This window comes from Streptococcus parasanguinis (genome assembly GCF_032163505.1).
In the GTDB taxonomy this organism is placed as follows: Bacteria; Bacillota; Bacilli; order Lactobacillales; family Streptococcaceae; genus Streptococcus; species Streptococcus parasanguinis_V.
Genome location: NZ_CP134147.1, coordinates 136,036 through 150,000, shown reverse-complemented (window position 1 = coordinate 150,000; position 13,965 = coordinate 136,036). Strand labels below are relative to the sequence as shown.

Annotated in this window: 17 protein-coding genes, 1 tRNA gene and 2 rRNA genes (1 of these 20 only partly in view); all 20 read right to left on the bottom strand. The window is 42.0% G+C overall.

All coding sequences use genetic code 11. From position 1 onward, the window contains the following. A 23S ribosomal RNA gene (locus RIN70_RS00880) occupies positions 1-1,758 on the bottom strand; it reaches 1,143 nt to the left of the window's first position. A gap of 123 nt (positions 1,759-1,881) precedes the next feature. Next, positions 1,882-1,954, bottom strand: a tRNA-Ala gene (locus RIN70_RS00875). 53 nt (positions 1,955-2,007) lie between these two features. Then, a 16S ribosomal RNA gene (locus tag RIN70_RS00870) occupies positions 2,008-3,555 on the bottom strand. Together the 16S and 23S rRNA genes with 1 tRNA gene alongside form the textbook arrangement of a ribosomal RNA operon. A 259-nt stretch (positions 3,556-3,814) precedes the next feature. Next, positions 3,815-5,086: a glutamate-cysteine ligase family protein gene (locus tag RIN70_RS00865; RefSeq protein WP_118398111.1), complete on the bottom strand. Its 1,272-nt coding sequence runs from the start codon at positions 5,084-5,086 to the stop codon at positions 3,815-3,817. A gap of 254 nt (positions 5,087-5,340) precedes the next feature. Further along, positions 5,341-5,727 carry a 50S ribosomal protein L17 gene (gene rplQ / locus RIN70_RS00860; protein ID WP_003002399.1) on the bottom strand — a complete coding sequence of 129 codons (387 nt, stop codon included), beginning with the start codon at positions 5,725-5,727 and terminating at the stop codon, positions 5,341-5,343. 11 nt (positions 5,728-5,738) lie between these two features. Then, complete coding sequence (locus RIN70_RS00855; protein WP_003009635.1) at positions 5,739-6,677, bottom strand: DNA-directed RNA polymerase subunit alpha; 939 nt, start codon at positions 6,675-6,677, stop codon at positions 5,739-5,741. Positions 6,678-6,722: 45 nt separating this feature from the next. Continuing rightward, on the bottom strand, positions 6,723-7,106 hold the full coding sequence (rpsK, locus tag RIN70_RS00850) for a 30S ribosomal protein S11 (RefSeq protein WP_003002390.1): 384 nt from the start codon (positions 7,104-7,106) through the stop codon (positions 6,723-6,725). Positions 7,107-7,129: 23 nt separating this feature from the next. After that, complete coding sequence (rpsM, locus tag RIN70_RS00845; protein ID WP_003009631.1) at positions 7,130-7,495, bottom strand: 30S ribosomal protein S13; 366 nt, start codon at positions 7,493-7,495, stop codon at positions 7,130-7,132. A 17-nt stretch (positions 7,496-7,512) separates the two neighbouring features. After that, positions 7,513-7,629 carry a 50S ribosomal protein L36 gene (gene rpmJ / locus RIN70_RS00840; RefSeq protein ID WP_001808836.1) on the bottom strand — a complete coding sequence of 39 codons (117 nt, stop codon included), beginning with the start codon at positions 7,627-7,629 and terminating at the stop codon, positions 7,513-7,515. Positions 7,630-7,652: 23 nt separating this feature from the next. After that, entirely contained in the window at positions 7,653-7,871 is a 219-nt protein-coding gene (gene infA, locus RIN70_RS00835; RefSeq protein WP_001029883.1) for a translation initiation factor IF-1, read from the bottom strand. Positions 7,872-7,987: 116 nt separating this feature from the next. Continuing rightward, positions 7,988-8,644 (bottom strand): adenylate kinase, encoded by a 657-nt coding sequence (locus tag RIN70_RS00830; protein WP_003017039.1) that lies wholly within the window; start codon positions 8,642-8,644, stop codon positions 7,988-7,990. Between the two features lie 96 nt (positions 8,645-8,740). Next, complete coding sequence (gene secY / locus RIN70_RS00825; RefSeq protein WP_023920186.1) at positions 8,741-10,051, bottom strand: preprotein translocase subunit SecY; 1,311 nt, start codon at positions 10,049-10,051, stop codon at positions 8,741-8,743. A 12-nt stretch (positions 10,052-10,063) separates the two neighbouring features. After that, entirely contained in the window at positions 10,064-10,504 is a 441-nt protein-coding gene (gene rplO, locus RIN70_RS00820) for a 50S ribosomal protein L15 (protein ID WP_118398114.1), read from the bottom strand. 145 nt (positions 10,505-10,649) lie between these two features. Next, positions 10,650-10,832 carry a 50S ribosomal protein L30 gene (gene rpmD / locus RIN70_RS00815; protein ID WP_002894509.1) on the bottom strand — a complete coding sequence of 61 codons (183 nt, stop codon included), beginning with the start codon at positions 10,830-10,832 and terminating at the stop codon, positions 10,650-10,652. A gap of 14 nt (positions 10,833-10,846) precedes the next feature. Next, positions 10,847-11,341, bottom strand: coding sequence for a 30S ribosomal protein S5 (gene rpsE, locus RIN70_RS00810; RefSeq protein WP_118398117.1), 495 nt, complete (start codon positions 11,339-11,341; stop codon positions 10,847-10,849). 17 nt (positions 11,342-11,358) lie between these two features. Further along, positions 11,359-11,715 carry a 50S ribosomal protein L18 gene (rplR, locus tag RIN70_RS00805; RefSeq protein WP_003010871.1) on the bottom strand — a complete coding sequence of 119 codons (357 nt, stop codon included), beginning with the start codon at positions 11,713-11,715 and terminating at the stop codon, positions 11,359-11,361. A gap of 83 nt (positions 11,716-11,798) precedes the next feature. After that, on the bottom strand, positions 11,799-12,335 hold the full coding sequence (gene rplF, locus RIN70_RS00800) for a 50S ribosomal protein L6 (protein ID WP_003009612.1): 537 nt from the start codon (positions 12,333-12,335) through the stop codon (positions 11,799-11,801). A gap of 189 nt (positions 12,336-12,524) precedes the next feature. Next, on the bottom strand, positions 12,525-12,923 hold the full coding sequence (gene rpsH / locus RIN70_RS00795; RefSeq protein ID WP_003010897.1) for a 30S ribosomal protein S8: 399 nt from the start codon (positions 12,921-12,923) through the stop codon (positions 12,525-12,527). Between the two features lie 283 nt (positions 12,924-13,206). Then, the gene (locus RIN70_RS00790) at positions 13,207-13,392 is read right to left on the bottom strand and encodes a type Z 30S ribosomal protein S14 (protein ID WP_001085699.1); all 186 of its coding nucleotides are present in this window, start codon (positions 13,390-13,392) and stop codon (positions 13,207-13,209) included. Positions 13,393-13,409: 17 nt separating this feature from the next. Next, positions 13,410-13,952 carry a 50S ribosomal protein L5 gene (gene rplE, locus RIN70_RS00785; RefSeq protein ID WP_003009606.1) on the bottom strand — a complete coding sequence of 181 codons (543 nt, stop codon included), beginning with the start codon at positions 13,950-13,952 and terminating at the stop codon, positions 13,410-13,412. Positions 13,953-13,965 lie beyond the last annotated feature (13 nt).

Genomic DNA, 13,965 nt, shown 5'->3' with positions numbered 1-13,965 from the left:
ACTGCGGCTGACTGAAAGCCAGCACCCCTTCTCCCGAAGTTACGGGGTCATTTTGCCGAGTTCCTTAACGAGAGTTCTCTCGCTCACCTGAGGCTACTCGCCTCGACTACCTGTGTCGGTTTGCGGTACGGGTAGAGTATGTTTAAACGCTAGAAGCTTTTCTTGGCAGTGTGACGTCACTAACTTCGCTACTAAACTTCGCTCCCCATCACAGCTCAATGTTATAGAATTAAGCATTTAACTCAATTCACACCTCACTGCTTAGACGTGCACTTCCAGTCGCACGCTTTAGTTAGCCTACTGCGTCCCTCCTTCACTACATACTCTAGTACAGGAATATCAACCTGTTGTCCATCGGATACACCTTTCGGTCTCTCCTTAGGTCCCGACTAACCCAGGGCGGACGAGCCTTCCCCTGGAAACCTTAGTCTTACGGTGGACAGGATTCTCACCTGTCTTTCGCTACTCATACCGGCATTCTCACTTCTATGCGTTCCAGCGCTCCTCACGGTACACCTTCTCCACACATAGAACGCTCTCCTACCATACCTATAAAGGTATCCACAGCTTCGGTAAATTGTTTTAGCCCCGGTACATTTTCGGCGCAGGGTCACTCGACTAGTGAGCTATTACGCACTCTTTGAATGAATAGCTGCTTCTAAGCTAACATCCTAGTTGTCTGTGCAACCCCACATCCTTTTCCACTTAACAATTATTTTGGGACCTTAGCTGGTGGTCTGGGCTGTTTCCCTTTCGACTACGGATCTTAGCACTCGCAGTCTGACTGCCGACCATAATTCATTGGCATTCGGAGTTTATCTGAGATTGGTAATCCGGGATGGACCCCTCACCCAAACAGTGCTCTACCTCCAAGAATCTTAATGTCGACGCTAGCCCTAAAGCTATTTCGGAGAGAACCAGCTATCTCCAAGTTCGTTTGGAATTTCTCCGCTACCCACAAGTCATCCAAGCACTTTTCAACGTGCCCTGGTTCGGTCCTCCAGTGAGTTTTACCTCACCTTCAACCTGCTCATGGGTAGGTCACATGGTTTCGGGTCTACGACATAATACTAAGACGCCCTATTCAGACTCGGTTTCCCTACGGCTCCGTCTCTTCAACTTAACCTCGCATCATATCGTAACTCGCCGGTTCATTCTACAAAAGGCACGCTCTCACCCATTAACGGGCTCGAACTTGTTGTAGGCACACGGTTTCAGGTTCTATTTCACTCCCCTCCCGGGGTGCTTTTCACCTTTCCCTCACGGTACTGGTTCACTATCGGTCACTAGAGAGTATTTAGGGTTGGGAGATGGTCCTCCCAGATTCCGACGGGATTTCTCGTGTCCCGCCGTACTCAGGATACTGCTAGGTATAAAGACTATTTCGAATACGAGGCTCTTACTCTCTTTGGCTGACCTTCCCATGTCATTCTTCTATAATCTTTAAGTCCATATTGCAGTCCTACAACCCCGAAGAGTAAACTCTTCGGTTTGCCCTCCTGCCGTTTCGCTCGCCGCTACTCAGGCAATCGCTTTTGCTTTCTCTTCCTGCAGCTACTTAGATGTTTCAGTTCACTGCGTCTTCCTCTACCTATCCTTAACAGATAGGAGTACTAGCCATCAGCTAGTGGGTTCCCCCATTCGGACATCTCTGGATCGTCGCTTACTTACAGCTCCCCAAAGCATTTCGTCGTTTGTCACGTCCTTCTTCGGCTTCTAGTGCCAAGGCATCCACCGTGCGCCCTTATTAACTTAACCTTATTTTTGGTCTTGCGACCTAAACTCTTTAAATATTTACAGCGTTTCGGTTTATTTTCTTGTTACTATTTGATATAGATATTCAATTTTCAATGTTCAATCTTAACACCCTTACAGTGTTAATGGAGCCTAGCGGGATCGAACCGCTGACCTCCTGCGTGCAAAGCAGGCGCTCTCCCAGCTGAGCTAAGGCCCCACAAGACCTCTCAAAACTAAACAAGACCAACGTACAGGTTTCCATTTCCTTAGAAAGGAGGTGATCCAGCCGCACCTTCCGATACGGCTACCTTGTTACGACTTCACCCCAATCATCTATCCCACCTTAGGCGGCTGGCTCCTTACGGTTACCTCACCGACTTCGGGTGTTACAAACTCTCGTGGTGTGACGGGCGGTGTGTACAAGGCCCGGGAACGTATTCACCGCGGCGTGCTGATCCGCGATTACTAGCGATTCCGACTTCATGTAGGCGAGTTGCAGCCTACAATCCGAACTGAGACTGGCTTTAAGAGATTAGCTTGCCGTCACCGACTCGCGACTCGTTGTACCAGCCATTGTAGCACGTGTGTAGCCCAGGTCATAAGGGGCATGATGATTTGACGTCATCCCCACCTTCCTCCGGTTTATTACCGGCAGTCTCGCTAGAGTGCCCAACTCAATGATGGCAACTAACAATAGGGGTTGCGCTCGTTGCGGGACTTAACCCAACATCTCACGACACGAGCTGACGACAACCATGCACCACCTGTCACCTCTGTCCCGAAGGAAAACTCTATCTCTAGAGCGGTCAGAGGGATGTCAAGACCTGGTAAGGTTCTTCGCGTTGCTTCGAATTAAACCACATGCTCCACCGCTTGTGCGGGCCCCCGTCAATTCCTTTGAGTTTCAACCTTGCGGTCGTACTCCCCAGGCGGAGTGCTTAATGCGTTAGCTGCGGCACTGAGTCCCGGAAAGGACCCAACACCTAGCACTCATCGTTTACGGCGTGGACTACCAGGGTATCTAATCCTGTTTGCTCCCCACGCTTTCGAGCCTCAGCGTCAGTTACAGACCAGAGAGCCGCTTTCGCCACCGGTGTTCCTCCATATATCTACGCATTTCACCGCTACACATGGAATTCCACTCTCCCCTTCTGCACTCAAGTTAAACAGTTTCCAAAGCGTACTATGGTTAAGCCACAGCCTTTAACTTCAGACTTATCTAACCGCCTGCGCTCGCTTTACGCCCAATAAATCCGGATAACGCTCGGGACCTACGTATTACCGCGGCTGCTGGCACGTAGTTAGCCGTCCCTTTCTGGTAAGTTACCGTCACAGTGTGAACTTTCCACTCTCACACTCGTTCTTCTCTTACAACAGAGCTTTACGATCCGAAAACCTTCTTCACTCACGCGGCGTTGCTCGGTCAGGGTTGCCCCCATTGCCGAAGATTCCCTACTGCTGCCTCCCGTAGGAGTCTGGGCCGTGTCTCAGTCCCAGTGTGGCCGATCACCCTCTCAGGTCGGCTATGTATCGTCGCCTTGGTGAGCCGTTACCTCACCAACTAGCTAATACAACGCAGGTCCATCTCTTAGTGATGCAATTGCACCTTTCAAGTCAACATCATGCAATGTCGACTTTTATGCGGTATTAGCTATCGTTTCCAATAGTTATCCCCCGCTAAGAGGCAGGTTACCTACGCGTTACTCACCCGTTCGCAACTCATCCGCTCGGTGCAAGCACCAAGCTTCAGCGTTCTACTTGCATGTATTAGGCACGCCGCCAGCGTTCATCCTGAGCCAGGATCAAACTCTCATTAAAATAATTGTTTGTCTTAAACTCATTCTGTCACTGACAGATTTATTGTTTTTTTATTGTTCAGTTACTATAACCTTAGTTATAGCGCCCTGCACATTGGTTCGTCTTGTTCAGTTTTCAAAGGTCTTTGTCGCTCTCGCGCGACAACTATATTAGTATATCATGACCTTACCTTACTGTCAATACTTTTTTACAAAATTTTTTATTTTTTTGAAAGTTTTTTTGAAAGCAACAAAGAAAAGCCTGTAATAAGGCTTTTCTATTAGTCTAGTTCTTTGTTAATGATGAGAAATTTTTCTTCCCTGTAACCTCTTTTCGTTAATCCTGCTTTAGCTATGTCTAGAAGATCTTTTGAAAAGGATTGTATCGCTTCTTTTTCCTTTTCACTTAGATTTTTCTTTGAATATTTCTTTCTAAGTTTTCTGTAGTCCTGTTCTTCATTTTTAAAGAATAAAGAATACTCTAAATAGCTTTCTAGTTTTTCTAACTGTACAAATAAGCCCAACTCAAAGGCTATCGGGGCAAAGGTGGTTTCTAATGGTTGTGTACAAACACTTCTAAATTCCACAGTCCCACGAGCAGTTAAATCCTGAAATTGGTAACTTCGATGTTGTTTTAGATCTTCTTTCACAGGGTTAATGATTTTCTCATTTCCATCAGCCGTATAGGCTGTAATTTCTTTTTGATCTAGATAGTCCTCCACTCGAATTGGTTTAAAATAATATGATTTGCCCTCTCTAGTTGCCGTAAAAATAGCCGTTCTAGCGAGATTATTAAAAAACTCTTCTTCGCTTTGGTAGTCCTTAGGATAAACCCCTACATTTTCCTTATAATAACCATGTAAGGATTCTTCCCAGAAAATATCTCTGGAAATTCTTGTATCCCAAACCTCTGCTGAAAATTCTGAGTTAGAAAACAAATATGCTTTTGCTGCTTCAATTTTATTAAATGCATTAATGATGCGAAGATAGTTATCGCGCCTTACATCCAATTGAACCTGGTTTCCGCATATAAATGCTCCGTACAAAGGATAGGAGTGTGTCTTCATCCCTGTACCATTCATTGCAAGGAAAGCCATTAACATCTTGTATCGTTCGATTTTCACTGGGCTATTATCATTTTCTTGCCACAGAGGATGAATTCCGTGCCCTTGAATTTCGTGATTATTTTCTTGCAAAATAGGTTGAATAATCTTCAAATAGTCCTCAAAACGTTTGGCTACCTCATTTATAGAACGAGCTCTCTCAAATGCAAATTCAATTGTATTGTAACTCAACTCGAATAGAATACGATCTTTAGAATAGCAGTGAACTAATTGAATGGGATTTTGATCGTCATCTTTTTTTTCGACTTCAAAATCTGATAAGTTAGCTAAGGTTCGAAAAAGATTTTTCGTCACCTCTATATTTGTTTTATTTCCATTTGTTTCTACAATCGGAAACTCTAATTCAACTCCGACAAAGAGTTCCGAATCCTCTTTCATATTACTAAGGTACTTCTCTTTTAGTAATTTAATTGCTTGTTGTTTTGTCATTGAATCCTTTTTCTTCTATTGGAGATTTGGGTTCCATTATATCATTTTTTGCTATTCTCGACTACTCATGAAAAGCAAGACAAAACGCCTGCTTACGAAATTGTTTTAAATTAAAGCAATTTCGTAAACAAGCGTCTACCATTCATTCAATATGATGAGTGTTCCCGCTGGGGAAAATCCCCAGCGGTAGACCAGAGCTAGACTAAGAATAACAGTGTATTCCATCATCATAACACTCAACAAAATTGATGATATTATACCAATTCGATGATAGCCATTGGCGCAGCATCACCACGACGTGGTTCAGTTTTAAGGATACGAGTATATCCACCATTGCGCTCAGCATAACGAGGTGCTAATTCAGAGAACAATTTTTGAAGTGCAGTTGTTTCTGAGTATTTACCTGTTTCTTCATCAAAGTTTTGTGATGCAACTTCGTTACGTACGAATGCAGCAGCTTGACGACGTGCATGCAAATCACCACGTTTACCCAAAGTAATCATTTTTTCAACTGATTTACGGATTTCTTTCGCACGTGCTTCAGTTGTTACAATTGCTTCATTGATGATAAGATCTGTAGTCAAATCGCGAAGCATCGCTTTACGTTGTGAGCTAGTGCGTCCTAGTTTACGGTAAGCCATGTATTCCTCCTCTATTTATCGTTTTTTAACCCAAGGCCTAAGTCGGCAAGTTTGATTTTAACTTCTTCAAGACTCTTACGTCCCAAGTTACGAACTTTCATCATTTCTGCTTCTGATTTTTCAGTCAAATCGTAAACAGTATTAATGCCAGCACGTTTCAAACAGTTATATGAACGAACTGAAAGATCTAATTCTTCGATCGTACGTTCTAAAATGCGATCATCAGAAGTTGTATCCACTTCCTTCATAACATCTGTTGCAATAGCAATTTCAGTTAAGTTTGTGAATAGATTTAGGTGTTCTGTCAAAATACGAGCAGACAAACCTAAGGCATCTTCTGGAATGATTGTCCCATTTGTCAAAATTTCAAGGGTTAGCTTGTCAAAGCCATCGTTGCTACCAACGCGTGCTGGTTCAACTTGGTAATTGACTTTAGTCACTGGCGTATAGATTGAATCTACAGCAAGTGTTCCCACTGGTGCATCATCTTTTTTGTTTTGATCAGCTGGAACATAGCCACGTCCACTGTTTACAGTAAGCGTTGCTTTCAAAGATGCTCCTTCTCCGATTGTAAATAGATAATGATCAGGGTTTACAATTTCGATGTCACTATCAGTAAGAATATCTCCAGCAGTTACTTCTGCAGGTCCTTCTACATCAAGTTCAATAATCTTTTCGTCTTGGACGTAAGATTTAACGGCGATTCCTTTAACGTTAAGAATAATTTGCATAACGTCTTCACGGACTCCTGGAACGGTATCAAATTCGTGGAGTACACCTTCAATGTTGATTGAAGTGACAGCTGCACCTGGAAGTGAAGCCAGAAGTACACGACGAAGTGAGTTTCCAAGTGTTGTACCATAGCCACGTTCAAGTGGTTCTACGACAAACACGCCATAATCTTTGTTTTCATCAATTTTTGTTATATTTGGTTTTTCAAACTCAATCATTTGCTATACTCCCTCTTAAACGAAAAGCTGTGTAATTGTTGATGATTATACACGGCGACGTTTTGGAGGACGAGCACCATTGTGTGGTACAGGAGTTACATCGCGGATTGCAGTTACTTCAAGACCAGCAGCAGCAAGTGCACGAATAGCAGACTCACGACCTGAACCAGGACCTTTAACAGTTACTTCAACAGATTTAAGTCCGTGTTCTTGAGCAGCTTTTGCAGCAGCTTCTGATGCCATTTGAGCAGCAAATGGTGTAGATTTACGAGAACCTTTAAATCCAAGTGCACCTGCAGATGACCAAGCGATTGCGTTACCATGCACATCAGTAATCATAACAATTGTGTTGTTAAATGTAGCGTGAATATGAGCAATACCAGATTCGATATTCTTTTTCACACGACGTTTACGTGTTGGTTTAGCCAAGATTTTTACCTCCTTATTTTATTTTATTTTTTCTTACCTGCAATCGCAACAGCTTTACCTTTACGAGTGCGAGCATTGTTTTTAGTGTTTTGTCCACGAACTGGAAGTCCACGACGGTGACGGATACCACGGTATGAACCGATTTCCATCAAGCGTTTGATGTTCAAGTTTACTTCACGACGAAGGTCACCTTCAACTTTGATTGCGTCAACTTCACGACGGATAGCATCTTCTTGATCTGGTGTAAGATCGCGAACACGAATATCTTCAGAAACGCCTGCAGCAGCAAGGATTTTCTTAGATGTTGGAAGTCCGATACCGTACACATAAGTCAATGAAATTACTACACGTTTGTCATTTGGAATGTCAACTCCAGCAATACGAGCCATGTTTTCTCCTTTCTATCTTATCCTTGACGTTGTTTGTGTTTTGGATTTGCTGGGCAAATTACCATAACACGACCATTACGACGAATTACTTTACAGTATTCGCAAATTGGTTTGACCGATGGTCTTACTTTCATTTTTATCCCTCCAAGTTTTTCGATTATTTAAAGCGGTATGTGATACGTCCACGTGTCAAATCGTACGGACTCATCTCCACTGTAACACGATCTCCCGCTAAAATACGAATATAGTTTTTACGAATTTTACCAGAAACTGTTGCTAAAATCTGATGTCCATTTTCAAGTTCAACCGTAAACATAGCATTCGGCATTGTATCGACTACTTTGCCTTCTACTTCAATCACATCGTCTTTTGCCACGCAAAAGTACCTCCATAAATTTCGATTCATTCCTCTGAGCACAGAGGTAACAATTATAAGTCAGACTAACTAATTGTAACACTAGTTGTCCAATATTGCAAGCATGAAAAACGCTTTTATTTCAAATTTGACAAGACTTTTTCAATGTCTGAAAATACATCATTGATATCTTGGTTCCCTTGGATGTCATGTACGAGTCCTTTTGAACGATAAAATTCAATGATTGGTTCTCCTTGTGCAATATTGACGTCCAAACGACGTTTAACCGTTTCTGGTTTGTCATCTTCACGTTGGTAGAAATCATGACCTTGACAGTTATCACAAGTTCCTTCAACTTTTGTAGGATTAAATACTTTGTGGTAAGTTGCGCCACAAGTACGGCAGATGAAACGACCACTCAAACGTTCTAACAAACTTTCTGGGTTAACTTCAATATTGATAACACCTTCTAATGTGATACCAAGATCTGACAAAGTTTGATCCAAGGCATGAGCTTGTTCAATTGTACGTGGGTAGCCATCCAAAAGGAAACCTGTTTCTTTAATATCATCTTGAGCAAGGCGTTCTTTCACAATTCCATTGGTTACTTCATCTGGTACCAACTCACCTTTATCAATGTATGATTTTGCAAGTACACCCATTTCAGTTTGATTAGCCATCGCTGCGCGGAACATATCTCCAGTGGAGATGTGCGCTACGTGAAACTCTTCAACGATTTTAGCTGCTTGAGTTCCTTTACCTGCTCCAGGCAACCCCATAATTAAAAGATTCATGATGAATTCTCCTTATTTTGTTTTTAAATGGAAGCAGGAGCGAATTCCTATTTCCATTTAAAAACAAAATAGAAGGCTGACAAAGTCAACCTTATTCTATTCTGTTGTTGTGTCCATAAATCCGACATACTTACGTTTTAATAAGTAGCCTTCTAATTGTTTCATTCCCTCAATACCTGTTGAAATAATGATTAACAAACTAGTTCCTCCAAGAGCAACTGCATCTGTCAAACCAAATAAATCTCGAGCTAGGATTGGAATGATGGTAATAAAGCCAAGGAATACTGATCCGACACTTGCTAAACGACGTAGCAAACGAGACATAAACTCTTCTGTCCCCTTACCAGGGCGGACGCCTGGGATATAGGCACCACTCTTTTGAAGGTTTTCTGCCGTTTTTTCAGGATTGATCTGAACAAACGTGTAGAAGAAGGTGAAGAGAATGATCAGTAAGGCATACATTGCCACACCAGTTGGTGTGTTTGTAGCCAACATGGCTTGAGCTGTTTTCACCCATCCTGCATTGTAACCCATAGCGCTAATCACCTGGAAAATTGCAGCAGGCGCTGCTGTAATCGAACTAGCGAAGATGACAGGAATAACTCCTGCTGGGTTTACTTTCAAAGGAAGGTAAGAACTTGATGGAGCTCCTTGTGCAATCTTTGTATATTGGATTGGAATCTTGTATTGTGCTTGCTCTACAAAGGTTGTAAAGTAAACAATAACCAAGACTGCAAGGATTAATACCCCAACAAAAATGAGGGAATTGGTCATTTGACCAGAACGAACGTTCACAAATGCATTTTCATAGATTTCTTTGATCATCTCAGGAATTGATGACACAATCCCTGCAAAGATAATCATTGAAACACCATTACCGTAGCCTTTATCTGTGATTTGTTCTCCAAGCCAAGTCACAATCATGGAACCGGTCGTCAGAATCGCACCGATTAATAGATAGGTCTTGGTGTTTGGAGTTGCGACTAATTTCGCCTGAGACAAGGTGTGGAAGGTTGCTGTAATCCCGATGGATTGAACAAAGGCTAGAACCAAAGAAATATAGCGTGTTGCTTGGTTGAGCTTTCTTCGACCAACTTCCCCTTGTTTGCCCCATTCAACAAACTTAGGCAACAGATCCATTTGCAAAAGTTGCACGACGATCGAAGCTGTAATGTATGGGCTAACCCCTAATGCGAAAACTGAGAAGTTCCTCATGGCATTCCCAGAAACCAAACTGAGCATGTTCAAGAAGGACACATCTTGAAGGTTGTTCAGAATTTTCGCATTTACACCAGGCACTGTAATCGTGGTCCCAATGCGGAAAACAAGAATGATGAAGATCGTAAATAAAATCTTCGACCGTACTTGTTTCACCTTAAATGCATCTTTTAATAATTTAAAAAACATAGGTCACCTCACTTAGATGACTTCAACTGAACCACCTTTAGCAGTGATAGCTTCTTCAGCTGATTTAGAGAATTTAGCTGCTTTAACAGTCAACTTCTTAGTCAATTCTCCGTTACCAAGAATTTTGATACCTGATTTTTCAGCTTTTACAATACCTGCTTCAACAAGTACAACTGGTGTTACTTCCGCACCATCTTCGAAGACGTTCAACTGATCAAGGTTTACAATCGCATATTCTTTAGCGTTGATGTTTGTAAATCCACGTTTTGGAAGACGACGGAACAATGGAGTTTGTCCACCTTCAAAACCAAGACGTACACCGCCACCGCTACGAGCTTTTTGACCTTTTTGACCACGGCCAGAAGTTTTACCATTACCAGATGAAGTACCACGACCAACACGGTTGCGGACTTTACGTGAACCTGTAGCAGGTTGTAATTCATGAAGTTTCATTATTTATTTTCTCCTCTTTTGTAAATTGCTAACGCATGTAATCAGGAAAAGGTGTCCTAACTACAAACTCGCCTATACTTATATTTAGTTTTAGGGGATGAGAACCTCTCATACCCCTGAAAACTTTGTTTCTATCTTAAATAGATTATTTTACTTCTTCAACTGTTACCAAGTGAGATACAGCAGTGATCATACCACGTACTGCTGGGTTATCTTCTTTAATAACAGAGCTGTTCAATTTGCCAAGTCCAAGTGCTACAACAGTTTTACGTTGTGACGGGATGCGTCCGATTGGAGACTTAGTCAAAGTAATTTTAATTTGAGCCATTTGAATCTCCTTTCTTAAGCCAAGTCAGAAACTGAAATACCACGAAGGGCAGCAACTTCATCAGCGCGTTTCAATTGTGCTAAACCGTTAACAGTTGCACGAACGATGTTGATTGGAGTGTTTGATCCAAGTGATTTAGATGTAACATCTGCAATACCTGCCAATTCGACAACGGCACGAACTGCTCCACCTGCAGCAACCCCAGCCCCTTCAATAGCTGGTTTCAACAATACACGAGCTCCACCAAATACTGATTTTACTTCGTGTGGAATTGTTGTTCCAACCATAGGAACTTCGATCAAGTTTTTCTTAGCATCTTCAACAGCCTTACGGATTGCTTCTGGAACTTCTTGAGCTTTACCAGTACCAAATCCAACACGGCCATTACGGTCACCAACAACTACAAGAGCTGCAAAACGAAGACGACGTCCACCTTTAACAACTTTTGTTACACGGTTGATGGCAACTACGCGTTCTTCAAGTTCAACTGCATTATCTTTAAATGCCATTTTCTAGTGTCCTCCTATTAGAATTTCAATCCGTTTTCACGAGCTGCATCAGCCAAAGCTTTAACACGTCCGTGATATAGATATCCACCGCGGTCGAACACCACTTCAGAAATACCTTTAGCAACTGCACGTTCAGCAACAAGTTTGCCGACAACAACGGCTTGTTCAGTTTTAGTTCCTTTTGAAACTTCTTTGTCAAGAGTTGAAGCGCTTGCGAGCGTTACACCCGCTACGTCATCAATTACTTGAGCGTAGATGCCTGTATTAGAACGGAATACGTTCAAACGTGGGCGATCAGCAGTTCCAGAGAGTTTTCCGCGAACGCGACGGTGGCGTTTTTGACGGATTTTGTTTTTATCTGGTTTCGAAATCACAATTTTCACCTCTTAATTTTAAAATCATGTGCTAAGCACTGAGTTGGTAAGATGAAGGTTGGTTGAAAAACAACCAAACTACATTATTTACCTGTTTTACCTTCTTTGCGGCGAACGTATTCACCAACATAACGGATCCCTTTACCTTTGTATGGTTCAGGTGAACGAAGGCTACGTACATAAGCAGCTGTTTGACCAACTACTTCTTTTGAAATTCCGCTAACAACGATTGTTGTTGGGTTTGGAAGTTCAAAAGTAATTCCTTCTGGAGCTTCAACTTCGTCTGGGTGTGATTTACCAACAGCCAAAACAAGTTTTGATCCTTGAAGTTGTGCACGGTATCCAACCCCGCGCATTTCAAGTTCTTTCTTGAATCCTTCTGATACACCAGTAACCATGTTATTCAAAAGGGCACGAGTTGTTCCGTGGATTGTTTTCATTTCTTTTGAATCGTTTGGACGGTGAAGTGTTACTTCAGTACCTTCCACACGGATTTCAATATCTTTTGAGAACTCACGAGTAAGTTCTCCTTTAGGTCCTTTTACAGTTACAACGTTGTCATTGTTAGTGATTTCAACACCAGCAGGCAACACGATAACTTTATTACCAATACGTGACATGTTTTTTATTCTCCTGTTAAATTGTCAGGCCTTTGCGGGCCAGTTTTCACGGGGTTTAAATCTTTCTGATTTAAAAGTTAATGTTTAGGTCTCAATTTCTAAGTGAATCGAGGCATTGTCTCGCAGACATAACTTTGGGTTAGGCAAGAGACAATAACGAAGAGTCACAACGAAATTGGGAGCTAAATATTACCAAACGTAAGCGATAACTTCCCCACCAACGTTCTTTTGGCGTGCTTCTTTATCAGTAAGCAAACCTTCAGAAGTTGAAAGGATAGCAATTCCAAGTCCGTTAAGAACTTTTGGAAGATCTTCACGTTTTTTGTAAACACGCAAACCTGGTTTAGATACACGTTTCAAGTTTGTGATAACTTTTTCACCGTTTTGTCCGTATTTCAAGAATACACGGATGATGCCTTGTTTGTCATCTTCGATGAATTCAACGTTTTTTACAAAACCTTCGCGTTTAAGGATTTCAGCAATCCCTTTTTTGATGTTTGATGCAGGCACTTCAAGTACTTCGTGTTTAGCTTGGTTAGCGTTACGAATACGTGTAAGGAAGTCTGCGATTGGGTCAGTCATAACCATTATAATTTCTCCTCTTACTAGTAGTTTGCAAGTTGCACTTGCTAGTTAATACATGATACAGAGAGCGTAACAGCGAGAGCAAAAATAGGCAATTTGATGCAGGAGCGATGCTCCAAAGAAAATTGGTCTTTTTTGCCAAAGCTGTAGCTCGTGTTCAAATTGGCAAGCCCAACTGAACCCGGGCTAAACTCTGTGTGAAAAAGATAAACTTTCCTAGAAACTAAAGTTTCTTCGTCAAGTTTCCTATTTTCACTTGGAGTTTTAACGCCCTTGATATCTTAAATTACCAAGATGCTTTTGTAACACCTGGGATTTGACCTTTGTATGCCAATTCACGGAAGCAAACACGGCAAAGTTTAAACTTGCGGTAAACTGAGTGTGGACGTCCACAACGTTCACAGCGAGTGTATGCTTGAGTAGAGAACTTCGCTGGGCGTTTGTTCTTAGCAATCATAGATTTTTTAGCCATTAGTTTTACCTCCTATATTATTTTGCAAACGGCATTCCGAGGCCAGTAAGCAATGCACGTGATTCTTCGTCTGTGTTCGCTGTAGTTACGATTACGATATCCAAACCACGAGTTTTATCAACATCATCAAAGTTGATTTCTGGGAAGATCAATTGTTCTTTCACACCAAGTGTGTAGTTTCCGCGTCCATCAAATGATTTAGTTGGAACACCATGGAAGTCACGTACACGTGGAAGTGAAACTGTTACCAATTTATCCAAGAATTCGTACATACGTTCACCACGAAGGGTAACTTTTGCACCGATCGCAACACCTTCACGAAGACGGAAGCCGGCGATTGATTTTTTAGCCTTAGTGATCAATGGTTTTTGACCTGAGATCAAAGCAAGCTCTTCAGCAGCTTTTTCAAGGTTTTTAGCATTTGATACTGCATCACCAACACCCATGTTCAAAACGATTTTATCAACTTTTGGCACAGCCATAACTGATGAATAGTTGAACTGTTCAGTCAATGATGGTACTACTTCATTAAGGTATTTTTCTTTTAAACGATTAGCCATTATACTTCTCCTT

Bases quoted from the DNA above. Each gene is read 5' to 3' on its own strand.
- RIN70_RS00865 (WP_118398111.1), bottom strand. From the start codon at position 5,086: ATGACAAAACAACAAGCAATTAAATTACTAAAAGAGAAGTACCTTAGT.
- rplQ (WP_003002399.1), bottom strand. From the start codon at position 5,727: ATGGCTTACCGTAAACTAGGACGCACTAGCTCACAACGTAAAGCGATG.
- RIN70_RS00855 (WP_003009635.1), bottom strand. From the start codon at position 6,677: ATGATTGAGTTTGAAAAACCAAATATAACAAAAATTGATGAAAACAAA.
- rpsM (WP_003009631.1), bottom strand. From the start codon at position 7,495: ATGGCTCGTATTGCTGGAGTTGACATTCCAAATGACAAACGTGTAGTA.
- rpmJ (WP_001808836.1), bottom strand. From the start codon at position 7,629: ATGAAAGTAAGACCATCGGTCAAACCAATTTGCGAATACTGTAAAGTA.
- RIN70_RS00830 (WP_003017039.1), bottom strand. From the start codon at position 8,644: ATGAATCTTTTAATTATGGGGTTGCCTGGAGCAGGTAAAGGAACTCAA.
- secY (WP_023920186.1), bottom strand. From the start codon at position 10,051: ATGTTTTTTAAATTATTAAAAGATGCATTTAAGGTGAAACAAGTACGG.
- rplO (WP_118398114.1), bottom strand. From the start codon at position 10,504: ATGAAACTTCATGAATTACAACCTGCTACAGGTTCACGTAAAGTCCGC.
- rpmD (WP_002894509.1), bottom strand. From the start codon at position 10,832: ATGGCTCAAATTAAAATTACTTTGACTAAGTCTCCAATCGGACGCATC.
- rpsE (WP_118398117.1), bottom strand. From the start codon at position 11,341: ATGGCATTTAAAGATAATGCAGTTGAACTTGAAGAACGCGTAGTTGCC.
- rplF (WP_003009612.1), bottom strand. From the start codon at position 12,335: ATGTCACGTATTGGTAATAAAGTTATCGTGTTGCCTGCTGGTGTTGAA.
- rpsH (WP_003010897.1), bottom strand. From the start codon at position 12,923: ATGGTTATGACTGACCCAATCGCAGACTTCCTTACACGTATTCGTAAC.
- RIN70_RS00790 (WP_001085699.1), bottom strand. From the start codon at position 13,392: ATGGCTAAAAAATCTATGATTGCTAAGAACAAACGCCCAGCGAAGTTC.
- rplE (WP_003009606.1), bottom strand. From the start codon at position 13,952: ATGGCTAATCGTTTAAAAGAAAAATACCTTAATGAAGTAGTACCATCA.